The 14084-nt window shown below is 60.8% G+C and carries 17 protein-coding genes; 2 read left to right on the forward strand and 15 right to left on the reverse strand.

The genetic code is table 11. The features are described from left to right. Positions 1-43: 43 nt before the first annotated feature. Genes traW through CD928_RS22165 form a run of 13 tightly spaced genes read right to left on the reverse strand, consistent with a single transcriptional unit; the run spans position 44 to position 9878 of the window. Entirely contained in the window at positions 44-694 is a 651-nt protein-coding gene (gene traW, locus CD928_RS22105; protein ID WP_255247298.1) for a type-F conjugative transfer system protein TraW, read from the reverse strand. Further along, positions 679-1227 (reverse strand): S26 family signal peptidase, encoded by a 549-nt coding sequence (locus CD928_RS22110; RefSeq protein ID WP_037554305.1) that lies wholly within the window; start codon positions 1225-1227, stop codon positions 679-681. The genes traW and CD928_RS22110 overlap by 16 nt, the downstream gene beginning before the upstream one ends. Before the next feature lie 4 nt (positions 1228-1231). Beyond that, a complete protein-coding gene (locus CD928_RS22115) occupies positions 1232-1813 on the reverse strand; it encodes a TrbI F-type domain-containing protein (protein ID WP_052182094.1) in 582 nt (193 codons plus the stop codon). Then, positions 1806-2165 (reverse strand): hypothetical protein, encoded by a 360-nt coding sequence (locus CD928_RS22120; RefSeq protein ID WP_040110187.1) that lies wholly within the window; start codon positions 2163-2165, stop codon positions 1806-1808. The genes CD928_RS22115 and CD928_RS22120 overlap by 8 nt, the downstream gene beginning before the upstream one ends. Further along, positions 2162-4738, reverse strand: coding sequence for a type IV secretion system protein TraC (traC, locus tag CD928_RS22125; protein WP_037554269.1), 2577 nt, complete (start codon positions 4736-4738; stop codon positions 2162-2164). Before traC ends, CD928_RS22120 begins: the two co-directional genes overlap by 4 nt. After that, the gene (locus CD928_RS22130; protein ID WP_052209038.1) at positions 4738-5364 is read right to left on the reverse strand and encodes a hypothetical protein; all 627 of its coding nucleotides are present in this window, start codon (positions 5362-5364) and stop codon (positions 4738-4740) included. Before CD928_RS22130 ends, traC begins: the two co-directional genes overlap by 1 nt. A 4-nt stretch (positions 5365-5368) precedes the next feature. Continuing rightward, complete coding sequence (locus CD928_RS22135; RefSeq protein WP_037554271.1) at positions 5369-5623, reverse strand: hypothetical protein; 255 nt, start codon at positions 5621-5623, stop codon at positions 5369-5371. Next, entirely contained in the window at positions 5623-6450 is an 828-nt protein-coding gene (locus CD928_RS22140; protein ID WP_037554272.1) for a DsbC family protein, read from the reverse strand. The genes CD928_RS22135 and CD928_RS22140 overlap by 1 nt, the downstream gene beginning before the upstream one ends. A gap of 14 nt (positions 6451-6464) precedes the next feature. Continuing rightward, the gene (locus tag CD928_RS22145) at positions 6465-7799 is read right to left on the reverse strand and encodes a TraB/VirB10 family protein (RefSeq protein ID WP_081933007.1); all 1335 of its coding nucleotides are present in this window, start codon (positions 7797-7799) and stop codon (positions 6465-6467) included. Positions 7800-7801: 2 nt separating this feature from the next. Next, complete coding sequence (locus tag CD928_RS22150) at positions 7802-8593, reverse strand: type-F conjugative transfer system secretin TraK (RefSeq protein WP_228383952.1); 792 nt, start codon at positions 8591-8593, stop codon at positions 7802-7804. An 11-nt stretch (positions 8594-8604) separates the two neighbouring features. Then, a complete protein-coding gene (locus tag CD928_RS22155) occupies positions 8605-9204 on the reverse strand; it encodes a type IV conjugative transfer system protein TraE (protein WP_052182096.1) in 600 nt (199 codons plus the stop codon). A gap of 3 nt (positions 9205-9207) precedes the next feature. Beyond that, entirely contained in the window at positions 9208-9492 is a 285-nt protein-coding gene (gene traL / locus CD928_RS22160; protein ID WP_037554274.1) for a type IV conjugative transfer system protein TraL, read from the reverse strand. A gap of 59 nt (positions 9493-9551) precedes the next feature. Beyond that, positions 9552-9878: a TrbC/VirB2 family protein gene (locus tag CD928_RS22165; protein WP_167702750.1), complete on the reverse strand. Its 327-nt coding sequence runs from the start codon at positions 9876-9878 to the stop codon at positions 9552-9554. Between the two features lie 779 nt (positions 9879-10657). On the opposite strand from CD928_RS22165, the gene CD928_RS23190 reads away from it, so the two are divergent. Further along, positions 10658-11089: a hypothetical protein gene (locus CD928_RS23190; RefSeq protein WP_141237229.1), complete on the forward strand. Its 432-nt coding sequence runs from the start codon at positions 10658-10660 to the stop codon at positions 11087-11089. Positions 11090-11274: 185 nt separating this feature from the next. After that, the gene (locus CD928_RS23960) at positions 11275-11970 is read left to right on the forward strand and encodes a lytic transglycosylase domain-containing protein (protein ID WP_081933014.1); all 696 of its coding nucleotides are present in this window, start codon (positions 11275-11277) and stop codon (positions 11968-11970) included. Here CD928_RS23960 and CD928_RS22180 read toward each other — a convergent pair. Both CD928_RS22180 and CD928_RS22185 read right to left on the reverse strand, forming a co-directional pair. Next, a complete protein-coding gene (locus tag CD928_RS22180; protein WP_037554281.1) occupies positions 11925-12881 on the reverse strand; it encodes a hypothetical protein in 957 nt (318 codons plus the stop codon). The genes CD928_RS23960 and CD928_RS22180 overlap by 46 nt on opposite strands. Next, positions 12878-14062: a neutral/alkaline non-lysosomal ceramidase N-terminal domain-containing protein gene (locus CD928_RS22185; RefSeq protein ID WP_160292465.1), complete on the reverse strand. Its 1185-nt coding sequence runs from the start codon at positions 14060-14062 to the stop codon at positions 12878-12880. The genes CD928_RS22180 and CD928_RS22185 overlap by 4 nt, the downstream gene beginning before the upstream one ends. Between the last annotated feature and the right edge of the window lie 22 nt (positions 14063-14084).

Genomic DNA, 14084 nt, shown 5'->3' on the forward strand with positions numbered 1-14084 from the left:
AGTCGCCGCAGGCCCGACCGGAGCGAGGTGCGAATAAGGCCGATCATTTCCGCCCGACCCCGAGCGGAATTTCGGAAACCTTCATCGTCCTGCCATTCGGTTCCACGACCGCCGGCACCGCGCGGATCCCGAACCGCCCGACAAGAAATCCGCCCTGGTCGAAATAGAAGCGGCGCTGATGCAAGGTCATCGCGTCGAGCGGAGCGCCCTTCACCATGATGAGCTTCGCGGACTGATCATCGAACCGGCGCAAGGCCCAGCTCATTTGATCCTTGTCGTCGCCGTCGATGAAGACGAGCTTCTGGCGCACGGTCACGAAATCGAGCGGATTCACCCGCTGGCCCGCGCGGGCGATCACATTGCCCTTGTGATCGAGAATGTCCTGTTCAACGCGCATCGCCGGATCGAAGATCCAGCTCCGATCGCGCACCGCGAGGCTTATACCGGCGACGGGGCGTGGCCGACGAACACCGGCTTCGGTTTTGCGGGTCAACTCGGCATTCATCCGCTCGATGCCGCCGCTTGCTTCCAGCGTTCGAAGCTTCTGCTCGATAGTCCGCAGAAGATCCGGCTCGGAGATCCGGAATACGGCGCCCTGCTGACCATAATCCTTGGCGCTGGCGATCGGCGCCATGCCGATGATCGCCATTGCCACGACGAACGAAAGAGCCACGCGGTTCACAGCAACGACCACTTCGATACGCCGACAATCTGCCTGGCGCAGACAAACCCGATTGCAGCATAACGGCTGTCAAATCCGTCAGGATGGGGACTACCCATATAATAGCAGTCGTTCGGGATCACGCCTGTCGGCCCGGGCTCCAGTTCTTCGCCGGCAGACGACACGGGCTTGAGCTTTGCGACCAGCTGTTCCGACGGAGCTTCGTTGCCGGCGCCGGCGGCCCAGCTCACAACCACATCCGCTCCGCGATGCGTCACAATATCACCGGGCAGACCATAAACGATCTTGCCGAACACGGGCGGCTCGGCTCCAAAATGGGCATGGACGAGGGCATTGGACGGCGGCGCAAAAAACGCCACTTCGCCGCGCTTCACAGCCTTCCCGCGCTCGAAATAATAGGCCCAGTTCGGCAAGGAGGGCGAACGATTAATGAAGAACCCATGGCTCTGCGCGTAGGCGTCGAGCGACAACCACGCGCTCGTTCCTGCTACCAGGCCGACAGCAAACAGCGAATTTCGCAGCATGGGCGAGCGAATGCGTCCCATGATCTCACTGCCCGCCGCCGGGCAGCAGACCGCCGCCACCGAACACCGGATTCGCCGCTGGCGGCGCCTGCACCGGCGCTGTCGGCATCATTCCGGGCATCGCCGGTGCAGGCGCCGGCGCAGCGGTCGCTACGCGCGGCGGCGGGTTGCGCTTGATGAACTCGCCGACCGCCGCGCGGATCTCCGGTGTGATGTCGGGCATCGAGGCCGCTACAACTGCCTCGCTCACGACGATCGTCTCGCCGGCGGCCGCGCGCTCCTGAAGGGTGCGCTGCATGGCGGCCATGAAATGGCGCGTATCGGAATCAACCTGCTCGGGGCTCGCGCCCGATCGGGCCTCCGCCATGATGAAATCATTCGCCATCCCGGCGAGGCTGATCGACACGATCCGTCGTTCCTTCAGGATCATGAGCTCGCGCGTGGCCCATCCACCCCAGAGCAGTGCCGCGACAAGGGCGGTGCCGCCCGCAATTTGCCCCCATGAGAAGCCGGCGAAACCGCGGCGACGGGAAGGGGGCGCCGCCGCGGCCTCAGTCGGAGGAACGAGCGGTTCCCCGCCGATGGTCAAAGCCAGTTGCTCAGTCATTGGACATGTCCCCCTTGGATGTTGCGGTGCCCGAGAGCAGCGCAGCGCGCCGCGTGATGCAGAAGAACAGCACCAGACCGCCGAAGAGATACAAAAGGATCTCGGAGAATTCGGAGCGGCGCTCGCTGTCGGCCGCGAGATAGTGATTGGAGAGATTGGCCGTTTCGGCGAAAAACTGGTCGACGCTGAGATTGGCCATCAAGGCGAAGAAACCGAGCATCACCCCTGCAGCAGCAAGGCAATTGATCGCCAGCCAGCAACTGACCGAAACGAGCGAATAGGCGATGTCCTGGAACAACCGCCGAGGCGCGATAGCGGGCTTCCGCATCCGCGAGGTTGCCAGCGCCGTCATTCTGCAGCTTCCGCATAATCGGCGCGGACGCCCCGCTGTTCCTGCACCGATCCGGGGAAGGCGACTTCCTCGATCGCCTCCGCCATGCTCATGCCGGCGGCGGTCTTCGCGTCGATCGCGGCGAAGACCTGAGGGCTCGAGGAATAGAGCGTCGCCGAATAGGGATCGAGCACCAGACGGCCCATCGCGAGCATCTCGGGCCCCTTGATGAGCACGTCCGAATATTCGGTGCCATTTCGTTTCAGCGACCGCATCATCGCTTCGACCGCATCATTCATGTCGAAGCGGTCGAGCTTCTTGAAGTCCGCGATGGTCTCGGGCTTCTGCTGAAGGATCAGGAACCAGTCGCTGTTCTCGAGCGCCGCGATCGATCCTTCCGACTTGTAATAGTCGTTGAGCGATTGGGTGGCGGTGATGAGCGACGCGCCATATTTGCGGCAGGTTCGGGCGTAGGTCTCGACGAAATCGGCCATCGACCCGCCCTTTAGGAGCTGCCAAGCCTCGTCGAGCAGCAGTGCCTTGCGGGTGCTGCGATCCTTCCGCATCGCCTGGCTCGACAGGAACATGATGGCCGTCAGGACCACCGAACGCAGCTCTTCGCGCGCCGACAGGTCCGAGAGCTCGAACACGGTCAGATCGGCGCCGATCTTCAAGGTCGATTGCCCTGTGAAGAAGCGGCCATAGGTTCCGGCGCTGGAAAATGGTCGCATCGCGATCGCGAGCTCTTCGCCCTGGATATGCTGCCTTGCGATCAAGGCTTCGATCACCCCGTCGATCGAACCTTCGGCGCCATTCTTTTCCCATTCGGCGTTGACCGCGGCGTCGATCAGGCCGCGCTCGGTATCGTTGAGGCGGTCGATATGGCGACCCATCTGACCGATGATCGCCTTCAGCATGGCGATGCAATCGAGCCGATAATCTTCGTCGCGCTCCGCCTCCGCCGCGTCGATCATCGAGAAGGGATTGAGGCAGAAACCAGAGCTCATCGTGAACTCGACGAATGCGCCACCCTGCAGCTTGCAGCTATGCTCGAAGCTGCGGCCGTCATCGATCACGATGACCTTCGCGCCGGCGCCGACCAGCGCCGAGGTGATTTCCTGCAGGGCCACGGACTTGCCCGAGCCGGACTTGCCGAAGACCGCGACATTATGGTTGCCGGCGCTGTTCTCGAATGGCGACCAGAAGAAGGGCTGACCGCGGCGACCTAGGAGCAACAAATGGGGGATCGGCCCGCCATTATATTCGCCCTGCAGCGGCGCAATATTGGCAACCGTCGTGGTCAGCATCGTGCGGAAGCGTTTCAGCCGCTCAAAGTCCTTCGCGAGGCCGTTGGCCATCGTGAGCGGCATGACCGAGATCAGCCCCGCCATCTGCAAATAGCGTTCGTCCTGAAGCTCCCAACCCGCCGCCTTGTAGACCGCCTTGAGATTGCGTTCGTGCCGATCGCCCTCACCGTAAGGCGAGACGCTCATCACGCTGTAGAAGACGCGCACGAGCTTCTGTCCCTGCCGGAGCTGGTCCTGGACATATTCCCACTCGCGAGACTGGTCGCGGATTTGCGGAGTAAACTTCGCGCTCTGCGAATTCGCGAGGCTGGTGGTCCGCATGAACTTGAACGCCGCGCGCGACGTCGCCGCCTGTTCGTCGGGATAGGTGATGGTGAGCATCGTCGCCACCGGACAGGGCATCCGAAGCTTGTCGAAATAGGGATCGCCGATGAGCTTTACCGTGTCCCAAGGCGCCCAGCGCGGCGGGAGGTTGCGGATCGCGTAACAGCGAATGTCGAAGCGATCGGGCACGATCTCGCCGATGTCCGGCACGCCGTCCTGCAGCGCGCCGAGCGCGCGAAAACGCTCCGTTCGGATCAGGATGCGATTGGGATCGGTGACGATCTCCATATCGCGGCGCACCGCTTGGTCCGCGATCGGATCGAAGCGATTGTAATCAACGACATCTTCCCCCGACACTGTGGTTGGCGACGTCAGATCGTCGACGAGCTTCAGAAGGCCAACGGGATCGAGAATCTGCGCCTCGACGTCGATCGAGCGAAGCATCGACGCCATCGACTCCCGAAGGGTGATCAGCTCCTCGTCGCTGACCTTCGCGCCCTCCGGAACGCCAAGCGAAACGAAAACGCGGTGCGAACGGAGATGAAAGGGCGCGTCCGCCGACAGACTCGACCACACGCCGCCCTCGAGATAATCGGCGCGGTGCTGAGCAATCCGCTCATAGACGCCCTTCGCCATCTGGCGCGGGATGAACCATTGGACCATCCGTTCCGCGATGCGCGGACTCATCCATTGCAGGATCTGGATCGACGTCTTGTCCGGGATGCCTTCGGACAGAAACTGCGAAATGATCTCGCTCGTCCTGTCGTCGGCACCGACCAGCGGAGACACCTCGAGGATCCAGCCCCGCGATGCGCTGTTGTAATATAGTCCGTTCTTCTGGTCGAAGCTCCGATAGGGCAGCCAATCGGCGAACATCGGGATCGACGTCGACGGGACGGCCTTGTCGACCTTGCGCGGCCCGCCGAGCAGATCACCGAGCAGCTTGTCGAACCACCCCGCCATTACTGGCCATCCGGAGCGGGTTGAGCAGCCAGTGCAGGCGCAGACACGACCGCATGGTCGGCGGCTGCAGCGGCGGCTTCGCTTTCGGAGGGCGGCACCGCCACCGGCTCGGGACCCTTGCGACCAGCAGCCAGCCGGCGTTCAACTTCGGCTCGGAAATTTTCGCCTGAAACCGGCTTGCCCGACGTCGGTACCGACGCGCTCGCTATCTCGGCGGGCGCCGGCGCGCCCGCCGCGAGCTCGACCAGCGACAAGCGTGCCGGGGCCGAGGAAACCGAGGCCGCCAATCGGCGATCGTCGCTTGCTGCGCCGGCAAGCTGCGGTTCGACGTACACGACCGTTTCATCGCGCCAGCGACCGAACCGGTCGGTTCGCGCCGGCAGCACGACCTTCAACGACCCCGCCGAACGCGGCGCAGCGGGATCGGCGGTTACTGCACCGGCAACCGCACCCGATGCCACGCCGCCGGTCATCGAGGCGATCGCCTGGTCATCGATGTTCGATGTGGGCGAACAAATCCCGTCGGGCGCACGGCAAATGAAATTGCCTTTGACGTTGCCCCCCAGCGAGGCACACCCGCCGAGGCAAATGAGGCAAGCACCTGCAAGCAGACCCAAGCTACGCATGTCGTCAGCTCCTTCCGTTGCCGATTTCGAAAATCTGAACGCGCCTCGACCGAAGGGCCCGCAGCGCCATCGCTCCACCCGCCATGCTGGCGAACAGGATCATGCAAATCGCCAAGGCCTTGAAAAAGGCGAACATGAGAGCAAAGCGGCCAGCGGGTCCGAACTCCGCGAAGTAGGAATTGACGATGATGATCATCCCGACCTGGCTCGCGAGGAAGAGGACAAAGATCGCGCCGCCCAATCGATCGACCGGAGCCATCACCGGCCTCCCTTCAGCCAGGTCTCGAGGACCGCTCGCGGGCGATAGCCCTCGAGAACCGTTCCATCGGACCGGACGAGGACGGGCGTGCCGCTGAACCCGTTCGATCGGGCAAAATTCTCATTCGCATCGAGGCCGCTGGTGTCGCAGCTCGCCGGGGCCACTTCCGCGCCTGCATAGGCTGCCCTCAGGGCACGCGGCTTGTCCTTGGCGCAATAGACGCGATTGGACAGATCGCGCGTCCCGAGGGTCGAAATCGGCCGTTCGATCACCCGGACATTCATTTGCTCGAGCTCGTTCGCGAGCGCACGGCAGAAACCGCAATGAAGATCGGTGAAGATGGTGACGGGCGTGCCCGATGGATTACCCCAGACGATCGCGCCCGAGGCAGGCAGTTTCGAGAGGTCTACCTTCTGCGCGGCAGCCGGCGGCTGGGCCGCCCGTCCTGCAGGACCAGCCGCCGCCATCTGCGGGACCGGCGTTTCGCTTTCCTCCTCGAGACCAGCTTTCGCCGCACCACCGAGCAGCATGTCCGGATTCATCTCGAGCAGCTTTGCCGCCGTCAGGTCCTGACGCGACTCCATATCGTAGACGCGGCCGACGATCAGATACCGCGCGGTCCCGTCGACGTAGAACAATGTCTTGCCGGCAACGACCTCGCAGAGCCCCGCAACCTTGTCGCAGTCGATCTGCGAGACCTGCGTTTTCGGGAGGCGAGTCTTGAGGAGCGCCGAAACGCGGGTCGGCTCAAGCCGATCGGCGGCATAGACTGCGGTCGCTGCGCCTCCGAGGAGCAATGCGGCGACCAAACCAACTTTGAGCTTCATGTTCAGCCCTTTCCTCAATTGCGAATGAAGGCGCCGTCGAGAAACACGATCTCGACTTCAACGCCGGTGGGCATCTCGATGACGGGCTGATATTGTTCAGCGCGCTCGATCAGATATTGGGAGAGCATGTCGCCGGCCTGGCTTACGCCTTCACCGATACCGCCCTTGGCGATGTCGCCGGTCGACAATTTCTGGCGCTCGCCGTTGACGACGGTCGTGGTCCCCGAGAGGAAGCTGTTCGAGTTGGCCGAGAAGCCGCGACCGATCCCGCCGACCAGACCGGCGAAGAATGCTTGCATCGTCAAACTGCCTTCGCGGCTCACCACGCGGCCACGGACCCCGGTCTTGCCGCCGAACGCGATGAAGCCCTTGACCTCGCTTTCGGCATAGCGGCCACCCGGTTGCGGGCAGGTCATCTTGGCGAGCTTCACATAGACTTTCTCGGATGAGAGATCGCCGCGCGCTGCGCCGTTGACCAGACACCCATCGATGCGCGTCGTCAGCACCTTGCCGTTCTGCGCAACCGACCGCGCGGGCCCCACGATACGGAGGACCACCGGAAGCGGATCCGACTGCGATTGAACATTCGACGCTGCATCGACCCCGACGATGACCCGGGCTTTCGCATAGCTATTCGCCGGGAGATAATTGGGGCTGTCGGACGCGAAGAGATTGCTGGTCGGCGCAGATTTGCTGCCGCCACCGGTCGCTGCCGGCGTCGCCGCGAAACTGATCACCTTGAGCTCGCGCCGCGCTTGCGCCCCCGCGATCGCACCGCCGCCGGCTGCATCATAGGCTGCAGGACCACCGGCACCATAGAGCGCCGTCGGGCCAGCGGAGGGCCGCGACGACGCTTGCGCCGCCGCGAGCTGTTCCTTCAGCTGGCGATTTTCATCGTCATAGGCCGAAAGGACCCGCGTACCTTCCGATGCCATGTTGGAATTTTCAGAGCGCAGCGCGTCAATCTGTGCCTGCATCTGCTCGAGCTGATCGCCCTGCCCTTGCATGCGGCGAAGCTGGTTATCCTGGCTGTTCAGCCGGTTCTCCGACATCGACAGCCATTCCTTTTCGGAAAGGTTGCGCGCCGCCAGATCGTCGGTCGAAACCTTGATATTCTCCGATGCCAGATCCTTGCCCGGCGCATTCGGACCCTCGTCCGTATTGCCGGTGAAGAACAACCAGTAGACCGCTGCGGTCAGGAGGAGACCGCCGACACCGAACAAAAGCATCCGCTGGCGCTTTTCGACGCCTTCGTTGACCGACAAGCTCGCGCCTTCGGGAACTGCCGGCGCTACGGCCGCCTCACCGCGCGGCGAACCGCGTTTCAGGAATGACCCCAGACCTGTCATGATTAGCTCCCTTGCTTCCGGGTGACGACGTAGGCCGACGTCGCCTGTCGCGGCGCCAGCTTCGGGTTGGCGATCGACACCGCGATCGCGTCGACGGGGGCTATCCGCCCCTCAGTGATTTCGACGGGAGCGGGCGAGCTGTTCTCGATCCGGACGACGCGGCCGACGACATCGAGGCCCTCATATTCGGCGACGAGCTGCACGGTGAGATCGCCGGCCTGGACGGGGACAAGAGCGGAGCGACGCATCCGATAGCCCGGGACGATTTCCTGCGACGCCATCGCCTGGATGAGGCGCACTGCCGTCTCGTCCGCGTCGGGCGCGTCCTCTTCTGATTCCGTGACCGCCTCCGCCTTTGCCAAGGCGAGCGGGTTCGACACGAATATCTGCTGGGCCTCGATCGCCTCGATCCGGCAGCCGAACTTGTAGACATAGCCCTTCTTCGTCGTCCCGAAGAACGACAGGACTTTCAGGCGAAAGCCCTCCGGGACCGACAAATAGATGTCGCCGCGCGTCGGCTCGTTGACGACCGAGAAATCATCCAGCGGGTTCGTCGGCTGTACCTTCGACACGCTCGCGAACTCGTCACCGATAAGGCTGATGCGCGTCAGATCCTTTTCCGACGCGACGCACGCGACACGGGAATTGTCCTCGACCATCACAGTCTCGTCCGCGCGGGCGCTTTGCGCGGTTAGGATAGCCGCGCCGATCATCGTCACGCCGAGAACGCGCTGGAGCCGATCCATTGGGCGCGACGTAAACAGCACGCCGCCGGTGCCGAGTGCCATAGGCATGAGCATCTCCATCATTGGGGAGCGGGTTCAGTGGCGCCAATGGGCGCGTCTTCACCCGGCTTGTTCGGGACCACGATGCCGAAGCCGATCAATCGGAGCTCGACGCCCGTGTAATTCCAGTCGAAACGGAAGGTGCGCTTGACCGCGCCAACCTCTTGACGGCCGACCATCGTGTGGAGCGTGCCCGTCGTCTCCGACATCAGGCTCTGCGGATCCACCCGCATCGATTCCATCGTGAAATATTGCGACACACTGGAGCCGCGCTGGTCGTTGACGATCTTGAGCAAATCGCCCTTGATCCGACCGTAGGCGGAGGGGTGAACGATCTTGAGGACCGAATCCATCCAGTAATCGAGGTTCTGCGGACTGCGATTGAGCATCATCACGGCCGCGTCGCGCGTCACCAGTTCCAGATACTCTCGGCTGACGCCCGCGCTGCTCAGCTCGAGCTGCCGCGTCAGGACCGGCTGCAGAACAATCGCCCGATCACGCTCGGAGGCCGCGATCAGCGAGAAGATGGTAACGATCGCAAGGCCCGCGCTCGCCATCACGAGCATATTGCGCTGTTTGAGAACGCGCTGCGCCTGCGCCTGGCTGAATCCCGCTTCCATCGCTTACCCCGCCATCAATCGAAGATATGAAGGCGGGACGGCCCGGATGCCCATGACACCGCTGGGAAGATACCAATAGGCCATATGGAGGAGCCACGAACCAGCACGGCCTGCTTTTGCCTTTCGCAAGACCCACCAACCCAGGATTCCGAAACATATGCCCCAGATGATATGCTGTGCGAGGATCCCGATAAAAAAGGGTCCGGCCATCGCGACGAACTCGTCCATGGTCCAGAGCCCGATCCGTTCGGGTTCATCCAGCTTCCCGGGAATCACATAGCGATCCATAACCGCCCCGCCCCAATTGCCCGGTTAAGCGCGCTTGGCGCACTCCCGGGACGCCCACATCAGATGATCGCAGTCACAGCCGAGGTGACGATCGGAACGCCCGTGCCGACACCGATGCCGACGCCGACGGGAAGAGCGATCTGACCGAGGCTGAAGCGGCCCGAGGCCATGCCGGCGAGGCCGAGCGCCAGCGAGATGATCGTGATGATCTTGCCGCCCGAGCCTTCGAGAAACGCGGTGAATTTGTTAAACGCGGTGTCGAAGGTCGTATCGGTGCCGGCGAACGCCGGCCCTGCGAGCAACACGAACGCAAGGAGCGTTACCGCGGCCAGAAGCGGAAGATGATCGCGACCGAACGCCCCCTCCCGGTCTTTCATCAGTGACATGGTTTGCATGATTTTTTCCCATCTTGTGAACGACGCCCGGAACGGGAGCCGCTCAGAAAGGGAAACCGTGGCAAATGCTGGTCAAGCCAGCGCTGACCGATTATTACCTGATTTGCGTGGATATGGGTATTTTTGCTTCAAAAATCTGTATAAATGCGAACGAAATATTCGTCAGTTTGACCATGAAATTCGTTACTCGGATGAAGTTTCTGCTCGCGGCAACGAAAATTTCAGGCACTTTGGACTCGAAGACTGTGTGTGAAGATCGAAGTGCATAGTTACGAGGCCATCGAAAGCTTATGGAATGCCAAAGACTCAAACAGTGACCCTGCGCTACAGGGCTAGCGAGGCGTTCTGGGAGATACAGTGTCGGGCGATATGCGAATTATCCATATGCGAACGACGGGCCTACTCCCTGCCAAGCCTGCTAGCGCACGTGGCCGAGAAAAAGCTTGGTGAATTGGGAAAACTAACCCCGAAGGACCTGCTATATTTTGCGAGCACGGACTCGGTTTGTGGTGATATCCCAATCAACATCGGGGTAGATAAATGGGTCAACGACCGGCTCAGGAGGGTCCGGTGGCGCCTCTCTGAATCGTCTGGCACCCGCGTTACCAATATTCAGCTACATCGACTCGCATTCTACATCATCACAGGGGCATAATATTCAAACCAGATTTGGGGCTTTCTCAACTTGACATTTCAGCGCTCTGTCGCTGCCCTATATAGGAACGAATTAGTTCATATGATGGAATTTATTCATTTCTCTGGGGCACCGAATGTCATTGTCAAATCTCTACCGTTCTCTTTGTCAGGAGCAACAATCGAGGACCGGTCTGTCGATCCGGCAGGTCGCCAGCACCGCAAGGTTGAGCCCTGGAACAATCGATCATTTTTTGGCGCACGGCGGAACGCCGAGTTATGATCGCCTGCTAGCGATCAGTGACGCTTTGCGGATTGATCGACTTAGAGCCCAGATCGCTCTCCAGGTGCTTGGTTGCCCGGGATCATATTACGCGCCAGGCACCATATTGGCTTCGCGCTTGGTAGCCAGACTAGCCGAAGCGATTTCTCACCCGGACAATGAACCCGAGGAAGAATTGAATAGCTGGCAGACGGAAGCAATTCTAAATCAGGCCGAGCAAGCGGTTTGCAAAGGCCTTGAGGCAAACAGACAGATTAAACAGCGCTTCCTGGCCCTCGGTCGATGAAACGATTTCTGCTTACTTCGACTGCATTGATCTTCGCCCTCCAAACAGGAGTGGCAGACGCGGAGGAAATGGTAGTCCGACAGGCCCAGCTGATCGACTTTGCTCGACCTCTGCCACAGAAAGAGAATATTCCCGCCGTCGAAAACGATATGCGGAACCAATTCGCAGCGATCGCCCCAGAGGAGATGAATCGTGACCCCGCCCGCCTGCGCCTTGGTCGGATCAAATATCTCCGGCCTTCGCGAGGAGCACCAAGAGCACCCACGCATACCCAGTCGCCGCCCCTAGGAATTTCAGATCGCTTCGCGGCCGGAGATTGCGCGGTCAAGCCGTACCGCCCATCTCCAATTCTGGGTCAACGCGCCGATCGACGTAGGGAGCTGCTCTACCCTTTAGTGCGGCGAGCAGCGTGCGAAGCACGCCTCCCGGTCGGACTGATAGACGCCCTCATCATGCAGGAGAGCCGTTACAATCCGTCAGCTCTAAGTCCGAAGGGTGCCTTTGGACTCGGTCAGCTCATGCCGGCGACAGCGCGGCAGCTTGGCGTTGACCGCTACGATCTGATGCAGAACCTTACCGGAACAGCAATGTATCTCGCGCAGCAGCTCGATGAGTTTGGCAGGGTCGACTTCGCGCTTGCAGCATACAATGCGGGGCCTGGCCGGGTACGATCAGTACGACGCATCCCAAGAATAGCAGAAACACAAAACTATGTTCGCCAAATCATGGCCAATTGGCGTTCCATTGAAGCTGGCGGCGCAATACCAAATCAGCCCTCCATCGTTCGGGCTGCGGGGATTCTCTCTTTTCTCTCAGCCCCGCAACTTGTCCAAAGTCATAGCATGTCTGGTCGCAGCACCGAATTCTCAGAAGGGACATAGCCTGTGCCGGCGAACACTTCGAGAAGAACGATGCGCGATCCCAGAAAGATCAGTTCCTGATCTTTCACCAGCGTAGACAAGCGGCCGCTTTCGATCGGATCGGTCTGCGAGCGCAGCGTCAGGTCTCGCACATCGCGCGCACCACTTGTCCTCGGCCACCAATGCCCGACGGTCGAGCCGATTCTCAGCGGTGAAGCGCTCAAACGCGCCGGCGCATCTGCCCAGCAATCCAGATCATACGGTTTTTCGAGATAGGAGCCCATCAAAGGCGTGTGATACCCACCGTCCAGCCGTAACCGGCTTGCTCGAACCGCCATTCCTCCCCGCTTGTCGAGTGTAGCCAGAAAATCAACCATCAGCGCCCGGGGGCCCACAAAATCCATGACGCCTACGTTTCGCCGGTCCTGCAAATATATGCCCCCGTCAAACTTCTTGCGAATCAACTCGAAAACCTCTTCGACTTTCCAGTCCGATTCCGAGAAGTCGATGCAGCATGCGCTAACCCCCTGCTCGCGATTCCGCAGAGCATGATTTGCGACTTCGAGATTCAGGTCGGCAACCTCGGCAGGGAAACTCGATGCCGTGAAAATCTCGGCTGCGAGCAACCCGGGCTGTATACCGCCCGAATATCCTAAGATGCCAGTGATATCGGGGCGCTTCAGCAGCAACGCGCGAGCGAGCATAGTGTAGAATGCATATTGGAAGTGGTAGATTTGGAGTGGGCTGCGCGCTTTTTGATGGCCGCCCGCGAGCATTTCAGTAACCCTGGTCCCGTATTTCGCGACCGTCGATGCATCGGAGGCCCGAATGACAGGGTCTCCTTCGTAGGCCGAGAGGCCGTCAATCCATTTCGGCGACGCCTGGATTGCTTCGCGTGGGCCAGCTGCGATGAAGCCGATGAACAGGATCATGTCGGTATCTTGTTTCGCCCCATAATATGTTCCGCATTCGCGATGGCCGCGGATACATAAGCTTCCGCGCCGGACTCACTGAGCATTGATGCCGCCGGTTCATAACCTCCCTCGCCATAATGCTCACGTGTGGGCAGATACCCGACATAGTCGTTGGCATAGCTCACGACCAGACAGTCTCCAACCGCGCTTTCGATTATTCGGGCGGTGTCGAAAAGACACTCTCCGCCCATCGCCACGAAAGGCATATTGCCCAGCCGGAGCACCTGACTTTCGACATACAAGCCCCCTTCCTCGCTGGTTCGCAGCCGCTGCTCCACGGTCAGGTAGGGGTGCGATCGCTCTTCATAGACTCCATCGAGAATTCGCGATCCCATAGTCTCGACTGCGAACGGACGCGCCGAATTCAAGGCTTGCTCAGCGCAGTCCGCCGCGGCGCGCGCAACGCTGCACATTGCGTCATAGTTGTTATGACCGCTCCATATCTTCGGGTTGTTGTCCCCTGCGGCGCCGTTCAAAAACAGCCAGATCCCACCCGCTCGCGTGCCAAGCTCTGCCATCGCGATACCGCACCAGTCGCCGCTAATCGCGTGGCTGTCCGCGCCGAGAACAACGGGGTGCATTGCTGCATGAACGATTCCTCCGAGGCTGCGATCTCCCGCAGAAAATTGGAGTATCGACAGGCGCTGGTCGGTATGACCCATTTCATATGGCAGGCGATAAATTTGTCCGTCCACCGGGCGCCGTCGATTGACAGCGAGATCGAATCTGGCCTGGCCTCTGACCGCAGTGCAATCGTCAACGTTGTTTAGGGCAAGGTACACGGTGCTCGCGACCATCTGCGCTAGCCATTCCATCCACCAGCCGGCTATCGGCGGCGCGAAGGCATACCAGTTAAGTGTGTCGGGCCCGGAATGTGTATGCGTGCATGCAATCATCACGTTCTCGGGACGAATGGCCGAGGAACGCGAAATTAGGTCCCGAACCTTGCGAATGAAGCGGCGCGGTAACCAGATGAGATCGAGCGAGACGATCGCGTAGAGGGTATCACGGTCGGAACAAACCAACGCTTTTGCTAACAAATCGTCGCCAATCGAAGTGGCCATGCGCGGCCCGCGATGTCCTGCCAATTGGATCGGCAGCGGCGGCGTGATTACTGATTGGGCAAATCCCGCCTTCATCTCCATATCCTATCGCTGAAGC

Origin of the sequence: Sphingopyxis sp. GW247-27LB, from assembly GCF_002277025.1 — a bacterium.
Lineage (GTDB): Bacteria > Pseudomonadota > Alphaproteobacteria > Sphingomonadales > Sphingomonadaceae > Sphingopyxis.

Excerpts from the sequence above, each read along its gene's own strand:
- CD928_RS22110 (WP_037554305.1), bottom strand. The coding sequence starts at position 1,227 with ATGGGACGCATTCGCTCGCCCATGCTGCGAAATTCGCTGTTTGCTGTC.
- CD928_RS22115 (WP_052182094.1), bottom strand. The coding sequence starts at position 1,813 with ATGACTGAGCAACTGGCTTTGACCATCGGCGGGGAACCGCTCGTTCCT.
- CD928_RS22120 (WP_040110187.1), bottom strand. The coding sequence starts at position 2,165 with ATGACGGCGCTGGCAACCTCGCGGATGCGGAAGCCCGCTATCGCGCCT.
- traC (WP_037554269.1), bottom strand. The coding sequence starts at position 4,738 with ATGGCGGGGTGGTTCGACAAGCTGCTCGGTGATCTGCTCGGCGGGCCG.
- CD928_RS22130 (WP_052209038.1), bottom strand. The coding sequence starts at position 5,364 with ATGCGTAGCTTGGGTCTGCTTGCAGGTGCTTGCCTCATTTGCCTCGGC.
- CD928_RS22135 (WP_037554271.1), bottom strand. The coding sequence starts at position 5,623 with ATGGCTCCGGTCGATCGATTGGGCGGCGCGATCTTTGTCCTCTTCCTC.
- CD928_RS22140 (WP_037554272.1), bottom strand. The coding sequence starts at position 6,450 with ATGAAGCTCAAAGTTGGTTTGGTCGCCGCATTGCTCCTCGGAGGCGCA.
- CD928_RS22145 (WP_081933007.1), bottom strand. The coding sequence starts at position 7,799 with ATGACAGGTCTGGGGTCATTCCTGAAACGCGGTTCGCCGCGCGGTGAG.
- CD928_RS22150 (WP_228383952.1), bottom strand. The coding sequence starts at position 8,593 with ATGCCTATGGCACTCGGCACCGGCGGCGTGCTGTTTACGTCGCGCCCA.
- CD928_RS22155 (WP_052182096.1), bottom strand. The coding sequence starts at position 9,204 with ATGGAAGCGGGATTCAGCCAGGCGCAGGCGCAGCGCGTTCTCAAACAG.
- traL (WP_037554274.1), bottom strand. The coding sequence starts at position 9,492 with ATGGATCGCTATGTGATTCCCGGGAAGCTGGATGAACCCGAACGGATC.
- CD928_RS22165 (WP_167702750.1), bottom strand. The coding sequence starts at position 9,878 with ATGTCACTGATGAAAGACCGGGAGGGGGCGTTCGGTCGCGATCATCTT.
- CD928_RS23190 (WP_141237229.1), top strand. The coding sequence starts at position 10,658 with ATGTCATTGTCAAATCTCTACCGTTCTCTTTGTCAGGAGCAACAATCG.
- CD928_RS23960 (WP_081933014.1), top strand. The coding sequence starts at position 11,275 with ATGAATCGTGACCCCGCCCGCCTGCGCCTTGGTCGGATCAAATATCTC.
- CD928_RS22180 (WP_037554281.1), bottom strand. The coding sequence starts at position 12,881 with ATGATCCTGTTCATCGGCTTCATCGCAGCTGGCCCACGCGAAGCAATC.
- CD928_RS22185 (WP_160292465.1), bottom strand. The coding sequence starts at position 14,062 with ATGAAGGCGGGATTTGCCCAATCAGTAATCACGCCGCCGCTGCCGATC.